Origin of the sequence: Myxococcus sp. MISCRS1 (assembly GCF_026626605.1) — a bacterium.
GTDB lineage: Bacteria > Myxococcota > Myxococcia > Myxococcales > Myxococcaceae > Myxococcus > Myxococcus fulvus.
In genome coordinates this window covers 8,348,886-8,364,640 of sequence record NZ_JAPNKB010000001.1, presented here as the reverse complement: position 1 = coordinate 8,364,640, position 15,755 = coordinate 8,348,886, and the positions used below count along the sequence as shown (strand labels likewise).

General features: G+C 68.3%; 14 protein-coding genes and 1 tRNA gene. 9 read left to right on the top strand and 6 right to left on the bottom strand.

Annotation, left to right across the window (positions count from 1 at the left end):
- The first annotated feature begins 25 nt into the window (after positions 1-25).
- The 3 genes from rpoD to OWM54_RS33420 all read left to right on the top strand — a co-directional run bounded on the left by rpoD (position 26) and on the right by OWM54_RS33420 (position 2,767).
- Positions 26-2,152, top strand: a complete 2,127-nt coding sequence (gene rpoD / locus OWM54_RS33430; protein ID WP_141325686.1) for an RNA polymerase sigma factor RpoD — start codon at positions 26-28, stop codon at positions 2,150-2,152.
- Between the two features lie 91 nt (positions 2,153-2,243).
- Entirely contained in the window at positions 2,244-2,618 is a 375-nt protein-coding gene (locus OWM54_RS33425; protein WP_267700102.1) for an MGMT family protein, read from the top strand.
- Between the two features lie 76 nt (positions 2,619-2,694).
- Positions 2,695-2,767 (top strand) — tRNA-Ile (locus OWM54_RS33420).
- Between the two features lie 29 nt (positions 2,768-2,796).
- Here the strand turns inward: OWM54_RS33420 and OWM54_RS33415 are convergent.
- Positions 2,797-3,285 (bottom strand): Lrp/AsnC family transcriptional regulator, encoded by a 489-nt coding sequence (locus OWM54_RS33415; protein WP_223781992.1) that lies wholly within the window; start codon positions 3,283-3,285, stop codon positions 2,797-2,799.
- Positions 3,286-3,349: 64 nt separating this feature from the next.
- Here OWM54_RS33415 and OWM54_RS33410 point away from each other — a divergent pair, with 64 nt between their 5' ends.
- Positions 3,350-5,449 carry a M3 family metallopeptidase gene (locus OWM54_RS33410; RefSeq protein ID WP_267700101.1) on the top strand — a complete coding sequence of 700 codons (2,100 nt, stop codon included), beginning with the start codon at positions 3,350-3,352 and terminating at the stop codon, positions 5,447-5,449.
- Between the two features lie 95 nt (positions 5,450-5,544).
- Here the strand turns inward: OWM54_RS33410 and OWM54_RS33405 are convergent, their stop codons facing one another.
- Together OWM54_RS33405 and OWM54_RS33400 are read right to left on the bottom strand one after the other, a co-directional pair.
- Positions 5,545-6,141: an RCC1 domain-containing protein gene (locus OWM54_RS33405; protein ID WP_267700100.1), complete on the bottom strand. Its 597-nt coding sequence runs from the start codon at positions 6,139-6,141 to the stop codon at positions 5,545-5,547.
- Positions 6,142-6,510: 369 nt separating this feature from the next.
- Positions 6,511-6,717 (bottom strand): hypothetical protein, encoded by a 207-nt coding sequence (locus tag OWM54_RS33400; RefSeq protein ID WP_267700099.1) that lies wholly within the window; start codon positions 6,715-6,717, stop codon positions 6,511-6,513.
- 206 nt (positions 6,718-6,923) lie between these two features.
- On the opposite strand from OWM54_RS33400, the gene OWM54_RS33395 reads away from it, so the two are divergent.
- Together OWM54_RS33395 and sigJ are read left to right on the top strand one after the other, a co-directional pair.
- Entirely contained in the window at positions 6,924-7,961 is a 1,038-nt protein-coding gene (locus OWM54_RS33395; protein WP_267700098.1) for a hypothetical protein, read from the top strand.
- Between the two features lie 109 nt (positions 7,962-8,070).
- The gene (gene sigJ / locus OWM54_RS33390; RefSeq protein ID WP_267700096.1) at positions 8,071-8,967 is read left to right on the top strand and encodes an RNA polymerase sigma factor SigJ; all 897 of its coding nucleotides are present in this window, start codon (positions 8,071-8,073) and stop codon (positions 8,965-8,967) included.
- Here sigJ and OWM54_RS33385 read toward each other — a convergent pair.
- Entirely contained in the window at positions 8,955-9,440 is a 486-nt protein-coding gene (locus tag OWM54_RS33385) for a carboxymuconolactone decarboxylase family protein (RefSeq protein ID WP_223781986.1), read from the bottom strand. The two genes, sigJ and OWM54_RS33385, sit on opposite strands and share 13 nt — an antisense overlap.
- Positions 9,441-9,739: 299 nt before the next feature.
- On the opposite strand from OWM54_RS33385, the gene OWM54_RS33380 reads away from it, so the two are divergent.
- Together OWM54_RS33380 and OWM54_RS33375 are read left to right on the top strand one after the other, a co-directional pair.
- Positions 9,740-10,099 carry a hypothetical protein gene (locus OWM54_RS33380; RefSeq protein ID WP_223781985.1) on the top strand — a complete coding sequence of 120 codons (360 nt, stop codon included), beginning with the start codon at positions 9,740-9,742 and terminating at the stop codon, positions 10,097-10,099.
- A gap of 263 nt (positions 10,100-10,362) precedes the next feature.
- Positions 10,363-11,634, top strand: coding sequence for a hypothetical protein (locus OWM54_RS33375; RefSeq protein WP_267700094.1), 1,272 nt, complete (start codon positions 10,363-10,365; stop codon positions 11,632-11,634).
- A gap of 22 nt (positions 11,635-11,656) precedes the next feature.
- On the opposite strand, the gene OWM54_RS33370 is transcribed toward OWM54_RS33375, so the two are convergent.
- Both OWM54_RS33370 and OWM54_RS33365 read right to left on the bottom strand, forming a co-directional pair.
- Complete coding sequence (locus OWM54_RS33370; protein WP_267700092.1) at positions 11,657-12,283, bottom strand: DUF2306 domain-containing protein; 627 nt, start codon at positions 12,281-12,283, stop codon at positions 11,657-11,659.
- Between the two features lie 86 nt (positions 12,284-12,369).
- A complete protein-coding gene (locus OWM54_RS33365) occupies positions 12,370-13,512 on the bottom strand; it encodes a hypothetical protein (RefSeq protein WP_267700091.1) in 1,143 nt (380 codons plus the stop codon).
- A 444-nt stretch (positions 13,513-13,956) separates the two neighbouring features.
- Between OWM54_RS33365 and OWM54_RS33360 the strand changes: the two genes are divergently transcribed.
- A complete protein-coding gene (locus OWM54_RS33360) occupies positions 13,957-15,648 on the top strand; it encodes an LVIVD repeat-containing protein (RefSeq protein ID WP_267700090.1) in 1,692 nt (563 codons plus the stop codon).
- The last annotated feature ends 107 nt before the right edge of the window (positions 15,649-15,755 follow it).

The following is a 15,755-nucleotide window of genomic DNA, read 5'->3' as shown; positions in this document are numbered from 1 at the left end:
GAATTTCTTAAGGAGAAGTACCCGAATGCCGACGCAGAAGCCCTCGAAGGCGTCCGTGAAGCCCACCAAGAAGAAGGTGGATCCGGTGATCCGCAAGAAGAAGGCTCCGGACAGTCCCGCGGCGAAGGGCGCTGGGGTGAAGGCGGGCGAGGAGGAGAAGGAAGTCCTCGAGGCGAAGGAGGCCCCCGCCGAGGCCGTCGTCGAGAAGAAGAAGAAGAAGGGTGTCGCCGCCGTCTCGGAGGACGTGGACCCCGAGGAGGCCGCCGAGGAGGCCGCCGCCGCCGTCGAGGTGGACCCGGACGCCGTCGAGGACGACGTCGAGGAGGACCCCGTCGCCGAGCGCAAGGAGGTCAAGGACCTGCTCGCCCAGGGCCGCGAGAAGGGCTTCCTCACCTACGACGAGGTGAATGACGCGCTGCCCGCCGACATCGTGTCGTCCGATCAGATCGACGACGTGATGAGCATGTTCGGCGACAACGACATCGAGATCGTCGACGCGCAGAAGGCCGCGCAGAACAACGAGATCAAGCCCACCGTCACCGTCGAGGAGGAGAAGGAAGACGTCGACGAGGACGAGAAGGACGAGGACGACGAGCCGGGCGGCAAGTCGAACGACCCGGTGCGCCTGTACCTGCGCAAGATGGGCAGCGTCAGCCTGCTCACGCGCGAGGGCGAGGTGGAGATCGCCAAGCGCATCGAGGAGGGCGAGAAGGAGGTCCTGCGCGCCCTGCTCGCCTGCAAGGTCGCCGTCGAGGAGATCCTCGACATCGGCAACAAGCTGAAGACGGCCAAGCTGCGCGTGCGCGACGTCATCAAGGACGCGCCCGAGGAGGCCCAGTCCGAGGGTGCCGAGGAGGCTCCCGAGGAGGTCGGCGAGGGTGACGCCCCGGCGCAGCTGGCGCAGAGCGAGCTCAACAAGATCGAGCAGATCTGCAAGCAGATCGAGCGCTTCCGCAAGTTCGCCAAGGACTGCGACGTCCTCGAGGAGGAGCTCGCCTCGAAGAAGAAGCTGACCGAGGTGCGCAAGAAGGAGCTCAAGCAGGAGATGAAGGACCTCCGGACCAAGATGATGGAGGTCCTGGAGGAGATGCGGCTGAACAAGAAGCAGGTCGACCGCATCGTCCTGAATCTCAAGTCGCTCATCGAGCGCGTCGAGAAGGCCGAGGACGAGCTGCGCGACCTGGAGCGCCGCTACGGCATCTCCATGAAGGAGCTTCGCCCGCAGCTGAAGGAGTCGCGGGAGAACCCCAACATCGGCAAGAAGCTGCAGAAGCAGCTCAACCTCACGCCCGAGCAGCTCGAGGTGCTGGACCGCGACGTGCGCACCGCGGTGCGGAAGATCAAGAAGGTCGAGGAGGAGGCCAACCTCCCCGTGGATGCGCTGCGCCGCAACTACGACGCCATCCGCCTGGGCGAGAAGCGCGCCGAGCGCGCCAAGAGCGAGCTGGTGGAGGCCAACCTGCGCCTCGTCGTCTCCATCGCGAAGAAGTACACGAACCGCGGCCTGCAGTTCCTGGACCTCATCCAGGAGGGCAACATCGGCCTGATGAAGGCCGTGGACAAGTTCGAGTACAAGCGCGGCTACAAGTTCTCGACCTACGCCACCTGGTGGATTCGTCAGGCCATCACCCGCGCCATCGCGGACCAGGCCCGCACCATCCGCATCCCGGTGCACATGATCGAGACCATCAACAAGCTCATCCGCACCAGCCGCTACCTGGTGCAGGAGATTGGCCGCGAGCCGACGCCGGAGGAGATCGCGGAGAAGATGGAGCTGCCGCTCGACAAGGTCCGCAAGGTCCTCAAGATTGCGAAGGAGCCCATCTCCCTGGAGACGCCGATTGGCGAGGAGGAGGACAGCCACCTGGGCGACTTCATCGAGGACAAGAGCCTCGTGTCGCCCGCGGACGCGGTCATCAACATGAACCTGGCGGAGCAGACCCGCAAGGTGCTCGCCACGCTGACGCCGCGCGAGGAGAAGGTGCTGCGCATGCGCTTCGGCATCGGCGAGAAGAGCGACCACACGCTGGAGGAGGTCGGTCAGGACTTCGAGGTGACGCGCGAGCGCATCCGTCAGATTGAAGCCAAGGCGCTGCGCAAGCTGCGCCACCCGAGCCGCTCCAAGCGCCTGCGCTCCTTCGTGGAGAGCTGACGCGGACTGAAGGCCCCCGGGCCTGAAGCAAGAAGGCCCCCGCTCCCATTCGTGGACCGGGGGCCTTCGTGTTTCTAGAGTCCCGCGTGGCATGGCGCTCTTGAGACCGAGGACGAAGACGCGGGTGAAGCAGGCGCAGACAGCGCCGAAGCGTGCGCCCTTCACGGAGGCGGTGTGGCGCACGGTGCGCTCGATTCCGCGCGGAGAGGTCCGCACCTACTCCCAGGTGGCGCTCTATGCGGGGCGGCCGGGCGCGGCGCGCGGCGTGGGGCGGGAGATGGCGATGCTGCCCACGGGGAAGGAAGTGCCCTGGTGGCGGGTGACGCGCGCGGGAGGGGTACTCGCGCCCATGGTGGCCCAGGAGCAGGCGAAGCGCCTGCGCGCCGAGGGCGTCGTGGTGGAGCAGCGAGGGCAGACGTTCCGCGTCAAACGGGACGACGACGCGACGCCCAAGGCCAGACGCTGACACGGGGCCGGGTGGTGCTTGCCAGACCTGTGTGCGCGGAGTTATGCCCAGGCCCACGCGGGTTGCACACGCATGAGGGCCCTTAGCTCAGCGGTTAGAGCTGTCGGCTCATAACCGATTGGTCCCTGGTTCGAATCCAGGAGGGCCCACTCCCCTCACCTTCCGCGCGGCAGAGACGTCAGCGCGGTGGAATGCCGTCGCCATGCGCGTGGTCCACTGGCAGCCCCAGGCGCGTGTATGAGAACACCAGCGACGTCTCGATGCGGCTCACCTCCGGCCGGCTCGTGAAGGACAGGATGGTCAACCGTCTCAGGTGGTCGGTGTCCCGGCACACCACGTGGACGAGGAAGTCCGTGGTGCCGCCGAGGCAGTAGACGGCCACCGTCTCCGGCAGCGAGCGCAGGTGGTCTCCGATGTTGCCGAAGGCCTCGCCGACATGGAGGCGGAGCTGGACGGCGATGAGCGCCTGCAGGCCGAGCCCCAGCGCGTTGGCGTCCAGGTCCGCCTGATACCCCTTGATGACGCCTTCCTCCTCCAGCTTCCGCACCCGCGTGAGGCACGACGAGGGCGCGAGCCCCACCTGCGCCGCCAGCTCCTTGTTGGACAGCCGAGCATTGTTCTGGAGGGCGGTCAGAATCGCGCGATCGATTCGGTCGAGCTGGGGCATCGGGGTCTCCCGGACGAATTCCATTCGATGGAGGGACGACAATCCGCACTCATATTCTGTCTTCATGCCCAAGAACAGAATCGGCGTGCTCGTCTTCCTCGTGGCGGGCCTGGCCTCCGCCGCCACTCCCGCCAACCCGTTGCTGGAGCCCTGGACGGGCCCCCATGGCGGAGTGCCCCCCTTCGACCGGGTGAAGGTCGAGCAGTTCGAGCCGGCGTTCGAGGTCGCGATGGAGGAGAACCGGCGCGAGCTCGCCGCCATCCTCCGCACGAAGGAGGCGCCGACCTTCGAGAACACCATCGCCGCGCTGGAGGACGCTGGGCGGACGTTCACCCGCGTCTACGAGGTCTACAGCGCCTGGTCCAAGGTGATGAACACGCCCGACTTCCAGCAGGTCGAGCGTACCCTGGCGCCCAGACTGGCGGCCTTCTGGGACGAGCAGTCGCAAGACCTCGCCCTCTTCCGGCGCGTCCAGGCCGTCCACGACTCGCCCGAGATGGCGCGGCTGACGCCCGAGCAGCGGCGCCTCGTCCAGTACTACTACCGGGACTTCGCCCGCTCCGGCGCGAAGCTCGACGCCCCGGGCCGCAAGCGCATCGCCGAGCTCAACCAGCGCTTCGCCGCCCTCTACACCTCCTTCCGGCAGAACGTGCTCGCCGACGAGGCGAACGCGGTGGTCATCGACGACGAGGCGGACCTCGCGGGACTGCCGGAGGCCCTGCGCAAGGCCGGGGCCACCGAAGCCGAGGCACGCGGCCTGAAGGGCCGGTGGGTGGTGTCCAATACCCGCTCGGCCGTGGCGGACTTCCTCACGTACCTGGACGACAGGGCGCTGCGGGAGAAGGTGTGGCGCAACTACGACAGCCGGGGTGACCACGGCGACGCGCACGACAACAACGCCATCGTCCGCGAAATCCTCACCCTGCGCGCCGAGCAGGCCCGGCTGCTGGGATTCCCGACCTACGCGCACCGGCAGCTCGAGGGGACCATGATGGCCACCCCCGAGCGCGCCATGAAGCTGCTGATGGACACCTGGGCCCCCTCCGTCGCGCAGGTGCGCGCGGACGTCACCGCGATGCGAGCGCTCGCGCGGCGCTCCGGGCTCACGGGGGACCTCGCGCCGTGGGACTACCGCTACTTCGCGGAGAAGGTGCGCAAGGCGAAGTACGACTTCGACGACACCGAGGTGAAGCCCTACCTCCAGTTGGAGAAGCTGAGGGAGGGCATGTTCTGGGTGGCCGGCGAGCTGTTCGACTACACCTTCGCGCCCGCGGCCCGCGTGCCCGTCTACCACCCCGACGTGCGCGTCTTCGAGGTGAAGGAGCGCGCCAGCGGGCGTCACGTGGGGCTCCTGTACTTCGACCCCTATGCGCGCCAGGGCAAGTACAACGGCGGCCAGACGGACCCGTACCGTGTCCAGGAGCGGTTCCGGGGGGAAGCCACCCCCATCGTGACGAACAACCTGCCCTTCGTGAAGCCAGGGCCCGGCGAGGCGGCCCTGGTCGGCTGGCGCGACGCGCTGACGCTCTTCCACGAGTTCGGCCACGCGTTGCACGTGCTGAACTCCAACGTGTCCCATCCCTCGCTGAGCGGCGGACGCGTGGTGCGCGACTACGGGGAGTTCTCGGGCAAGCTGCTGGAGCGCTGGGTGGCGACGCCCGAGGTGCTGGGACGCTTCGCGATGCACCACAAGACGGGCAAGCCGATGCCGCCGGCGCTGCTGGCGAAAATCCAGAAGGCCGCGACGTTCAACCAGGGCTTCTACCTGGTCGACTACCTCACCTCCGCGCTGGTCGAGATGAAGTTGCACCTGGCGAAGGAACAGCCCCTGGACCCGGACGCGTTCGAGCGCGACACGCTCCAGCAGCTCGGGGCCCCTGCGGAGGTCGGCATGCGCTTCCGGATGCCGCACTTCACCCATGTCTTCGAGGGCGACTCGTACGCCGCTGGCTACTACATGTACCTCTGGGCGGACGTGCTGGCCGCCGACGCGTTCGCGGCCTTCAGACAGGCGCGGCGGCTGCACGACCCCAAGGTGGCGGCGCGGCTGCGGCAGCACGTGTTCTCAGTGGGAAATACCGTGGACCCGTTCGAGAGCTACCGCGCGTTCCGCGGCCGGGACGCTACCAGCGAGGCCCTCCTGCGCGAGCGCGGCATCCGCTGACACCCGGCGCCTCGCGTCCAAGTGCCCGGAAACAATCGCGGCGGGCCCTCTTCCAGGAAGGCCCGCCGCCATCCACGTGAAACGCAGGGGCCGGACTACCCGCCGTTCAGCCCCACCACCTGCACCGGCGTGACGCGCCGGACGGTGAAGCCATCTCCCAGTCGGCCGCCATCACCACTGCCCCAGGCCCACACCGGCTCATCGGAGCGCAGCGCCAGCGAGTGCAGGCGGCTCGCCGACACCGACACCACGCCCGTCAACCCCGACACCTTCACCGGGCTGCGGCTGTCGTTCATGGACCCATTCCCCAGCTGGCCGTCGTAGCCGCTGCCCCACGCCCAGACGGTGCCATCCGAGAGCACCGCCAACGAGTGCGCGTAGCCCGCCGACACCGACACCACGCCGCTCAGCCCCGGCACGCGCACCGGCGTGTGGCGGTCCACCGTGGTGCCGTCTCCCAACTGGCCATTGGAGTTGTCACCCCAGGCCCAGACACCGCCGCTCGCATGCACCGCCAAGGTGTGGTTGTCCCCGGCTGAGAGACGGGCATGGACCTGCAAGCCCTGCCGCGCGACGTTCAAAGGCTCCTGGGCTCCTGCCTCGGCAGGGGCCTGCCCACACGCCACCGCCAGAATCAATCCAAGCCAGGCCACCGACAGCCGGCCGGCCCACCTGTTCGCACCGTCTCGCATCCGCCAACCCTGTCTTTGTTTCACGACACGTTGAACTGAATCGCCCAGGGCACCCACGGATTCTTGGAAATGGATGCGGCCCGAGCGGAGCCTCGTGGGCCCTGTCACCACTGGAGAACGCAGGCCGCGGAAATGTCGCGCGCGCACTCCGCGAAAGCCCATCGACCGCGCCTTCATCAACCTGTGTGAGGCGCATCTGGAGTCGTCATGGGCGGCCCCGGGCGAAAGGCGATGGCCGCCGCATCGCCACCACCAGGTGTCACAGGTTCGCCCCCACCCACGAACAACAGCATCAAGGCCATGAGACCCAAGAGGCCTGCTCACGTTGTCATGGATGGGGGCCATTCCGCGTGGCGGAGAGGCGGCGCCTCAGGGACCTGGGGGACAGAGCAGGTCGACCGACTTGATGCCCATCGCGCCATCCACGTTCGGGTCCTCGGTCTGGTCTCCGATGGCGAGGGTGCCATTCGACGTGAAGTTTTTCCGCGTGAGCTTCGCGACACCGTCAACCACCGGGAACGCCGCGGACTGCGTTTCGTCCGCCCACCCGATGGCCGCGCCGTCCAGGTAGGCCATCTTCGACCGCTCCACGGCGGTGCCGAACGGGGGGGTATTCCAGCGGCCGGTCATCGGGCCGACGTCCCCGCCGCAGCCGTTGTGACCCGGAACGCTACTCAGCCTGTGACACGCGACGCTACTCACCGAGAAGTCAATCAACACCCATTGTGAATACCTCCTGAGACAGTCAGGCTGCATGTGCAACTCATTGACGGAGGTCACACATGTCCCCCTCGCAGTCGGGCCTGATTCGTTGCACGTCGAGGCTTTCATTGCTCGGGTTCCTCGCGACCCTGAGCGTCGTCACCTGGAGCACTCCCGCCCAGGCGCGCACGCCCGGCGGTCTCATCGGCGTCGGATATCAAGGCCACATCGGCCCACCGGAGTGGGTGGAACGGAGCTGCAAGTACACCGCGGTCTACTCCCCCTGTCACTGCCCACCCCCTACCGTCGCCAACTTCGACACCGCGAAGGGCTGCTCCAACGAGAGCCAGGAGTGGGCCAATCGGGACGCCTTGAACACCTGCATCAATCTCTGCGCGAAGGCCGCCAAGGACTCTCCGGGCGCCGATGGCGGTATCAACGGCGGCGTCCTGGGGCGCCCGGGGAGCTCGACGAAGGGCGGCATCTCGATTGACGGCGCGGGCACCGTCGCGGCCCTGGGAGCGGAGGGCTTCGTGGCGTTCATCCCCTTCCGCACGGAGCCCCTCTTCGGCACGAAGAAGGAGCAGCTGGCCGACGCGGTCGCGGAAGCCACGCGCGTCCCCTGGGTGTTCCTCGATGGCATGGGCGAGTCCATCTCGTGGGAAGACCCGCACGGCTCGGCGGCCTTCGTCCAGGCCTACTGGAACGAGCACGGCGCGCCCCGCCCCATCGGCCACTGCAAGCACTCCCTCCAGGTCTCCTGTCCGCTCGAGAGCGTGAAGCTCGGTGACAGCCTCCAGGTCTGCTCGGGGGAGAGCGAGGAGGACGCCAAGACCATCGCCGAGACGAGCTGCGCGCCCCTGCGCTACGACGCGCTGAGCCGCACCTGGAAGGCGTGGGGCCTGTTCGGCATCCCCGACGAGGGGCCGTATCGCGTGCCGACCGCCACCGTCCTCGCCGTGGGTCCCCAGAAGTTCCTCGGCTTCATGCCCGCCAGCCTGGAGGCCGTGGGCCCCTACGAGGACTGGAACAAGCTGGCGGAGGAGCTGCTGGAGCGCACGGAGGGCACCACCGTGTGGCTCGCCGGCCCGGTGAAGTACTACTCCCCCCAGGAGTAGCGGCCCACCTCGGCCCGCCTCGCGGCTCCTGCGCGAGGCGGGCCCCACACGGTGCGGCGCGGCCTGTCACGGGGTAGGAGGCTCGTACGTCCTACGCTCCAGGATGACCATGACCACGCCCCCTCCCCCGCCGACCGTCGAAGACCTGCAGCGCCACCGCCCGCGGCTGCTGGGGCTCGCCTACCGGATGCTCGGTGAGCTGGCCCCCGCGGAGGACGTGGTGCAGGACGCCTTCCTGCGCTGGCACCAGGAGGGCTCGCCAGACATCCAGAGCGCGGAGGCGTGGCTGGTCACGGTGGTGAGCCGGCTCGCGATCGACCGGCTGCGCCGCGCCGCCACCGAGCGCGCCGCCTACGACGGCCCCTGGCTTCCAGAACCCGTGCTGACCGAGGTGACCACTCCGGAACAGACCGCGGAGCGCGCCTCGGACCTGTCGGTCGCGCTGCTGGTGTTGCTCGAGTCGCTGAAACCCGAGGAGCGCGTGGCCTTCCTGCTGCGCGAGGTCTTCGGCGAGGAGTATGAGACGCTGGCGCGGGTGCTGGGGCGCAACGAGCCGGCGGTGCGGCAGCTGGTCCACCGGGCACGCGAGCGGGTGCGGGAGGGCCGTCCGCGCTTCCCGTCCCCACCCGGGGTGAAGGAGCAGCTCCTGCAGCGCTTCCTCTCCGCGCTCGGCACGGGAGACCAGGCGGCGCTGGTCTCGATGCTCGCTCCAGGCGTGACGTTCACCAGTGATGGAGGCGGCAAGGCGTACGCGGCGCGCAAGCGCATCGACGGCGCCGACCGCATCATCCGGATGTTGCTCGGGCTGCGGCAGAAGCTGAGCGGCACGATGGAGCACCGCATCGTGTCGCTCAACGGGCAGCCCGCCGCGCTCACCTTCCGCGACGGGCTGCTCTTCCACGCCACGATGCTCGACGTGGATGGCGAGTACATCCGCGCCATCTACCGGGTGCTCAACCCCGACAAGCTCCAGCGGCTGGAGCGCGACGCCATTCACCTCGCATGAGTCACGGCCCCGGGTGGTGTGCGCAAGGGCACGGCGATGCGGTTGAGCGCGTTGATGAGCGCCACCTGTGCGACCAGCGCCGCGAGTGAGGCTTCATCGAACGCCGCCCGCGCCGCGTCCCACACCGCGTCCGGTACACCCTCGGGACCCAATCGGGTCGCAGCCTCGGTGTAGGCGAGCGCGGCCCGCTCCGCGTCGGTGAAGAGCAAGGACTCGCGCCAGACGACGACCTGGTGGAGGCGCTCGTCGGATTCCCCCAGGTGGCGCGCTTCACGCACATGCATGTCCACGCACAGGACGCAGCCGTTGTGCTGTGAGGCGCGAATCTTCACCAACTCACGGATGCTCGGAGCCAACGGGCCCTCGCGGAGCGCCGCATCCACGGCGAGGAAGGCGCGGTAGGGCGCGGGGGCAAGCCGGGCGATGTCCAAACGGGGACGCGGGTGTGACGTGTCGTTTCGAGGTGTCTGCATCGGATGGTCTCCTGATGGGTTCGCCCCAAGAGACGCGCGACCCCATTCGCCCGTGACAGCCCGCCGAACCGACGCTTCCTTCCCCCAAGGCGCCCACGCCCCCTGCCCCGCCCCAAATGATTGCCTGCGGCAACCACTTACACCAACCAACCCCAGCCTCGACACGCCACCCAGATTGATTGCCTCAGGCAACCACTCCCACACCTCACTCTTGTCAACTCATTGAATCCATTCTCTTCTTGATATGCCTGCATCAGTGGCGGGCGCAAGCAGCACACCCTCACCTGAAAGGAAGAGCCATGTCTGTCATGGGACTGCGTCGTCTTGCCCTGTGGGCAGGACTGGTGTTGATGGCCGCATGTGGAGGCCCCCTCCCCGAGGACGTGGACTCCTCCGAGTGGGTCTCCCAAGAGGAGATGTCCCAGGAGGAGCTCTCCCAGGAGGACCCGGACCTGGAGAGCGCGCTTTACGAGAACGCACAGGCGACCTGCCCCTACCAGGGTGGCGAGGCGTGCAGTTGGAAGCCCATCTGCGCTGCCTATTGCTGTGATGGCTCGCGGCACCGCCGGTATCTCGCGTGTGGCGAGTGCACCGCCTTCTCCCTCAACGTGTGCGCCTCGCGAGGCGGGCTCTGGCGCATGGAGTGGCACGAGATCTGACCACCTCCGCCATGGTCACGGTCTCACCCGCCATCGCGCATTGACTACCCAGCGGAAGCATGGGGTCGCGATGGGATGTCGCGTCCCCTCGGGGGTGGCTCGCGCCAGCGGGCCATCCGCCCGCGCACGCACCTGGAGTGGCCACCCTGGGAAGAAGTTTTCCCATCCCCCTCGGGCATGCGCATTGCTGCGTATCCGGCGACGGCGGCGAAAGTCCGGGAGGATGGATGCACGGCGGATGGCGATGGGCAACGGCAGTGGGCATGGCGGTGTTCCTCGGCGCATGCGGTGAATCAGCGGACCTCGACTCACCCGACGGCCCCGGTCCCTGGCCGGCGGACGCGGTGAAGGACTACGCGACGGCGTTCGGCATCGGCGCGGGGGTGCGGAGCATCGGCGTCGACGAGGGCCACAACATCTGGCTGCTGAAGGGCGACGAGATTGGCGTGCTGCGTCCCGGCGACACGGCGCCCACATGGACGCGCGGAGTGGGACAGGCGGAGGGAGGCTTCGGGCGGGATAAAAAGGCGCTCGGCTCCACCGTCATCTGCGGGGGTGAGGCGGGGCGTGCCTACGTGGGCTACCACACGTACGAATTACAGCCGGAGATACCGGACAAGCCCCACGCCTACATCCCCGCTCCTGGGGAGCCGCACTACACCGAGGCGCGCTTCGCGGAGTACCAGAAGGGCGACCTGGACGCGGTGCGCGTGGAGTCCGACGGCACGGTGGTGCTGGAGGAGCACCTGTGGCGCAGCGCGGGTGTGTCGGGTGGCCAGCAGCAGCTTGGCATCCGCAACACCAACGACTTCCACTACGACGAGGACCGCTCGGTGCTCGCCTGCCAGCGGGTGATGCGCGGCAGGGACCGGGGTGATGTCTACATCGGCACCAACCACGGCGTGACGTTGATTCGAGACCTCACGTACAACAGCCACCGGCACGCGGCCTGGTATCTCGAGACGCCGCGCGCGGACGGCAGCGTGTCGCAGTCGCTCCAGGCGGGGTTCAACTGGGGGCTCGGTATCGGACCTGGCGGTGAGGTGCTGGTGGCCAATGACTGGCTGGTGGGCATCCTGCAGCCGAACGGCGTGCTCGCGGACTTCGACCGGGAGCTCACCTGGGAGGGGCCGGTGCCCTGGAGCTACAAGGGGCACAACGCGCAGCTCAACAGCCTGGAGGCCTTCGACCACTGGCGTGCCATCGCTCGCACGAAGGCAGGGACGACCTGGGTGGGCAGCCGTGACTTCGGCCTGTGGCGCATGGAGCAGACGGACCGCTCCAGCGCGAACTACACGCGCATCACCACCCTGCCCTCCTCCAACGTGACGGCGCTCGCGGCCACGGATGGGGGCGCCGTCTACGTGGGCACGCAGGACCAGGGCCTGTGGCGCATCGAGGAGGATGGGGCGACGCTCACGCGCGTGGAGACCGTGAACGGGCGACAGGTGCTCCAGCTCGTCTACGACCCCACCGTGGCACCGGCCATGCGCTATGCGCTGACCGACCAGGGGCTGACCGTGCTGCGGGAGTAGCGCGCCCGGGTCGAGCCACGCGTCACGAAGCCACGAGTTCGCGCGTCGCGGGCTGCCTGCGTGACATGAGGTAGGCCACGCCGAGGTTGGGGACCCAGCAGAGCCACGCGACGATTCGGTAGGCCGTGACGAAATCGCCCAGCGCGTGGACCAGCACGGGCATCCACAACCTCAGCGTGACCGCCGCGAAGCAGGCCGCGAAGCTGTAGGTCATCATGAGCCGGTGCTCCTCGACCCGCCGGTTCCTGATGAGCCACCAGGCAACGGCCGTCGTCGCCAGCCAGATGACGCCCAGGCTGACGAAGCCCGCCGCGGCGACAATGCCTCCCGTGGCGAAGAAGCCGATGTACACGCCCGCAAGCCCGCTCAGGAAGACAGCCCCGACGTAGACCTTCCCGAGGACCCGGTGTGTCCTCGGAGACCTGAGCCGCAGCCTCGCGACGAACTGCATCCAGCCGACCGCCAGCGCGAGCCCGCCCATCCCGATGTGGATGTAGAAGGCCGCGTTCCACACGACGTCCATCAGCAACGCCTCGTCCTTCGAGCCGCGAATCCCGAAGCTCGAACCCGCGAGGAAGTAGCTGACGGGGTACAGCCCCACCGCCACGCAGAGGAAGCCGAAGAGGAACCAGCGTGCCTTGCGTGTCATCGTGGAGACCCAGGGTTCGACGTGGAGCGGCGCCGCGCGAGAATCCATCGCCCCCGGTTACGGACCGCGCCCCGCTCGATTGCATTTCACTCCTGAGCAGGGGGCGCACGCAGCTCCATCCGCAGCGGCTGCTTGCCCGCCCACTCACCTCGCAGCAGGTTCTTCCCCACCTCCAACCGCAGGCTCGCCACCGGGTTGCCCTCCGCATCCCGCTCCTGCAGCTCCAGCTTCCCGCCCTCCACCCGGCCGTCCAGCTCGATGGGCTTGCGGTGCTTCTCGTAGAAGTACACGCCGGAGACCGAGTCGTCCCTGTGCCGCTCCAACATCATGACGATGGGCAGCTTGCCGATCCGCCCCCGCAGCACCTGGCCGAAGACGTCGCCGGACACCCCCTGCCCCTCTCCCAACAGCGCCCGCTTGCCGTAGGCCGTCAGATGGGGACGCAGCGAGGCATACGGCAGCGCCAGGCTGACGCTGTCGACGTCGTCGAGCGCACGTGAGGCGTGGTTGCTGCAACGCTCCGCGGTCATCCGCGCTTCCGTCCCGGTGAACTCCCAGCGCTCATGGAACGTGCTCCGGGTGCGCTCCTCCTCCGCGTTCGCCTCGACGCCCTCCAGGCACTCGCGATTGAACGCGAGGCGCTCCTCCAGGTCCTCCACCGTGCCGCTCGCGGGCGCCTTCTTGTTCGACGCCTTCAGCTCCCGCTCATGCTTCGCAATCTGCTCCCGGTAGAGCCGCAGCTTCTCCTTGTTCATGCGCAGGACCAGCGCGCGCACGCCCGCGGGAGTGAACAACTCCCGCGGAGTCAACTGACGCCCCGTCCGCACATCGAAGCCATAGGCCACGCTGTACGTCTCGCAGTAGGCCCCGCAGCCCTCGATGTCGAAGTGTATCGTGAGCAGGCGCCCATCGTTCCGCGTCACAGTGAAGCCCTGCTCGGAGAGCCCCGACAGGTCCAGCCCGTCGGCCGGCAGCCGCGCCTCCACCTTCGTGGGCGTCAACGCCTTGAACCGACCGATGAACAAAGCGTCGTTGATGTTGGCGGCCACCTCCGGCTTCTCGTGCGTGACGAACGCCATCTGGAGGTCCCCCACCGGGAAGACACTCTCCGCCCCCGGCTTGGGGATGACCGTGAGCGAGCGCACCTCCACCCCCTCCGCCCAGGCCCTCCCGGTGAGCAGCACGGCCAGGACGGGGAACAGCAGGAGACCCACGGGAAGACGCTTCATCGGGAGACCTCGGACAGGACGACCACGCCGGCATCCTGCCTCAAGGCCCCGCCGGAGCGCATCCCAAGGAGCGCGCCTCGAGTCATCAAAGGATGTTCACGACCTTGGCCGGGGTGTATCAGACCACCAATCCCAGACACATCGTGTCGACACGGGACGTGCGACACGCCTTGATTCACTCCACTTCGGGCGCCGCCTCATCCAAGGACTCGCGAGAATCACGGGCCGGCTGAACCCGTAGCCGATACGCACCTTCGCGGGTCCGCGCGGGAAATGCCCGCTGTGCAAGTCGCCGGCCAGGGTGGCCTCGAACCCGGGCTTGGCGCGCCCTGCGGCCGGAGTCCCCTTCGTGGCGCAAACACTCCCGAGCCCTGGGACAACGGCGCCCTGAGCCACCCCGTGGACGGGCACACTCCTCGGTTCTCCCCATCCCGAGGTCCTTCCGTGACACGCACCTATCGCACCCTAGGGCTCCTTCTCTCGACGTTGTGTCTCGCATCGCTGGCGGGTTGCGACGAGGACACACCCTCCCCGCCCGACGCGGGCCAGGACGCGGGCCTCGATTCGGGCTCCGACTCGGGACACGACGCGGGTCCCTCCGAGGACCCCGACGCCGGGCCGGACGCGGGCGGCGACGCGGGCCCCTATGTCTGGGATGGCACCTACGTCCCGCTCGAGGAGACGGGCGACATCGAAGACAAGGGCCTACTGGCCACCTGCAAGTACGACCCGAGGACCGTCCCCGCCACCATCTGCAACGAGCTGGACCGCGCCGACCTCTTCGACTTGTCGCCATGTGACCTGACGACGCTGGGCGCGCTCCCCCAGGCGGGCATCTACCAGGCCGAGCTGCGGGGTGAGCGACTGCTGGCGGACGGCGGCACCCGCATCGTCCCGGCCGGGACCGGGTTCCACCTGAAGGAGGATGGCGGCACGAGCACCCTGTTTGACAATCCCCTGCTCAAGCTCGACATGGAGGGGGACCGCTTCGTCCTGCAGGGCCAGCAGGCCCGGACCCAGACCGTCATCAACCTGACGGGCTGCGAGACGAAGGCGCCCAACATCCTCACCGGCTGCTTCGCGTATTGCTCCCGCGGCAGGTTCTCCTTCGGCGGCACCTTCGAGGCCCACCGCGTGGCGCTGCAGGACGCCGAGCCCGAGTCCTCGGGCGGGCTCGAGCTGTTGTCCGAGCGCGCGGTCCCCACGGGCCACGCCGTGGACGTCCACGTCGCCAAGGGCCACGCCTACGTCGTCTCCATCTCCTTCCGGGAGGAGCAGGGGGGACTCGCCGTGTTCGACGTGAGCAACCCGCGAAGCCCCGTGCAGACCGCCGCCATCAGCCTGCCCGGCGACAACTTCTGGAACAGCGTGTGGGCCAAGGGCGACGCGCTGTACGTCGCGAGCAGCGCCTCGGGCTTCATCGTCTACGACATCTCCCGGCCCGCCGAGCCGCTCTTCGTGCGCAGCGTGGCCACGGGTGGCGCGGGAGGCGCGCACACGGTGCTGGTCGAGGGCAACTTCCTCTATGCCATGGACCCCGTCTCCGGGACCTTCATCTACGAGCTGACGGACCCCTTCGACCCGGTGCTGCGCGCCGTCATCCCGGGAGGGCCCCATGACGCCTTCGTCTACGAGGGGCGGCTCTACCTGAGCGACTCCTTCGACGGCTACGCCATCCACGACCTCTCCAACCTGGAGGACATCCGCGAGCTGGGCCGCTTCACCCGTCCGGACGGCTTCTCGCACCACAACGCGGTGGGCACCTTCGGCGGGAAGACCATCGCCTTCGAGGGCGGCGAGTTCAACGCCTCCCACGTGCGCGCGCTCGACGTCAGCGACCCCGCGAACATCGCGAAGATCGGCACCTACAAGCTGCGGCGGGTGACCTCCATGCACAACCTCATCCTGCGCGGCAACCTGCTGTACATCGCCTGGTACCACGAGGGCCTGCGCGTGGTGGACGTCTCCAATCCCACCCAGATGCGCGAGGTGGCGCACCACCACGTCTTCCGGGAGGCGGACCCGCGCCGGGCCGACAGCATCTTCGAGGGGCTCTTCGGCGTGCGCCTGCCGGGCGACGGCTACGTCTACACCGCCGAGTCCTCGCGCGGGCTGATGATCTTCAACGAGCTGTGAGCCTTGCTGGCCCCCGGGGTGAGCCCGGGGGCCAGAGGCGAGGCGCGCCGATATCCCAGACATCGGCGGCCGCGACGGACGGGTGGGGTACGCTGCGGCCCGACTCC

What these genes read in the sequence shown, in the direction of transcription:
- rpoD (WP_141325686.1), top strand. Translation starts at nt 26, where the DNA reads ATGCCGACGCAGAAGCCCTCGAAGGCGTCCGTGAAGCCCACCAAGAAG.
- OWM54_RS33425 (WP_267700102.1), top strand. Translation starts at nt 2,244, where the DNA reads ATGGCGCTCTTGAGACCGAGGACGAAGACGCGGGTGAAGCAGGCGCAG.
- OWM54_RS33415 (WP_223781992.1), bottom strand. Translation starts at nt 3,285, where the DNA reads ATGCCCCAGCTCGACCGAATCGATCGCGCGATTCTGACCGCCCTCCAG.
- OWM54_RS33410 (WP_267700101.1), top strand. Translation starts at nt 3,350, where the DNA reads ATGCCCAAGAACAGAATCGGCGTGCTCGTCTTCCTCGTGGCGGGCCTG.
- OWM54_RS33405 (WP_267700100.1), bottom strand. Translation starts at nt 6,141, where the DNA reads ATGCGAGACGGTGCGAACAGGTGGGCCGGCCGGCTGTCGGTGGCCTGG.
- OWM54_RS33400 (WP_267700099.1), bottom strand. Translation starts at nt 6,717, where the DNA reads ATGGCCTACCTGGACGGCGCGGCCATCGGGTGGGCGGACGAAACGCAG.
- OWM54_RS33395 (WP_267700098.1), top strand. Translation starts at nt 6,924, where the DNA reads ATGTCCCCCTCGCAGTCGGGCCTGATTCGTTGCACGTCGAGGCTTTCA.
- sigJ (WP_267700096.1), top strand. Translation starts at nt 8,071, where the DNA reads ATGACCACGCCCCCTCCCCCGCCGACCGTCGAAGACCTGCAGCGCCAC.
- OWM54_RS33385 (WP_223781986.1), bottom strand. Translation starts at nt 9,440, where the DNA reads ATGCAGACACCTCGAAACGACACGTCACACCCGCGTCCCCGTTTGGAC.
- OWM54_RS33380 (WP_223781985.1), top strand. Translation starts at nt 9,740, where the DNA reads ATGTCTGTCATGGGACTGCGTCGTCTTGCCCTGTGGGCAGGACTGGTG.
- OWM54_RS33375 (WP_267700094.1), top strand. Translation starts at nt 10,363, where the DNA reads ATGGCGGTGTTCCTCGGCGCATGCGGTGAATCAGCGGACCTCGACTCA.
- OWM54_RS33370 (WP_267700092.1), bottom strand. Translation starts at nt 12,283, where the DNA reads ATGACACGCAAGGCACGCTGGTTCCTCTTCGGCTTCCTCTGCGTGGCG.
- OWM54_RS33365 (WP_267700091.1), bottom strand. Translation starts at nt 13,512, where the DNA reads ATGAAGCGTCTTCCCGTGGGTCTCCTGCTGTTCCCCGTCCTGGCCGTG.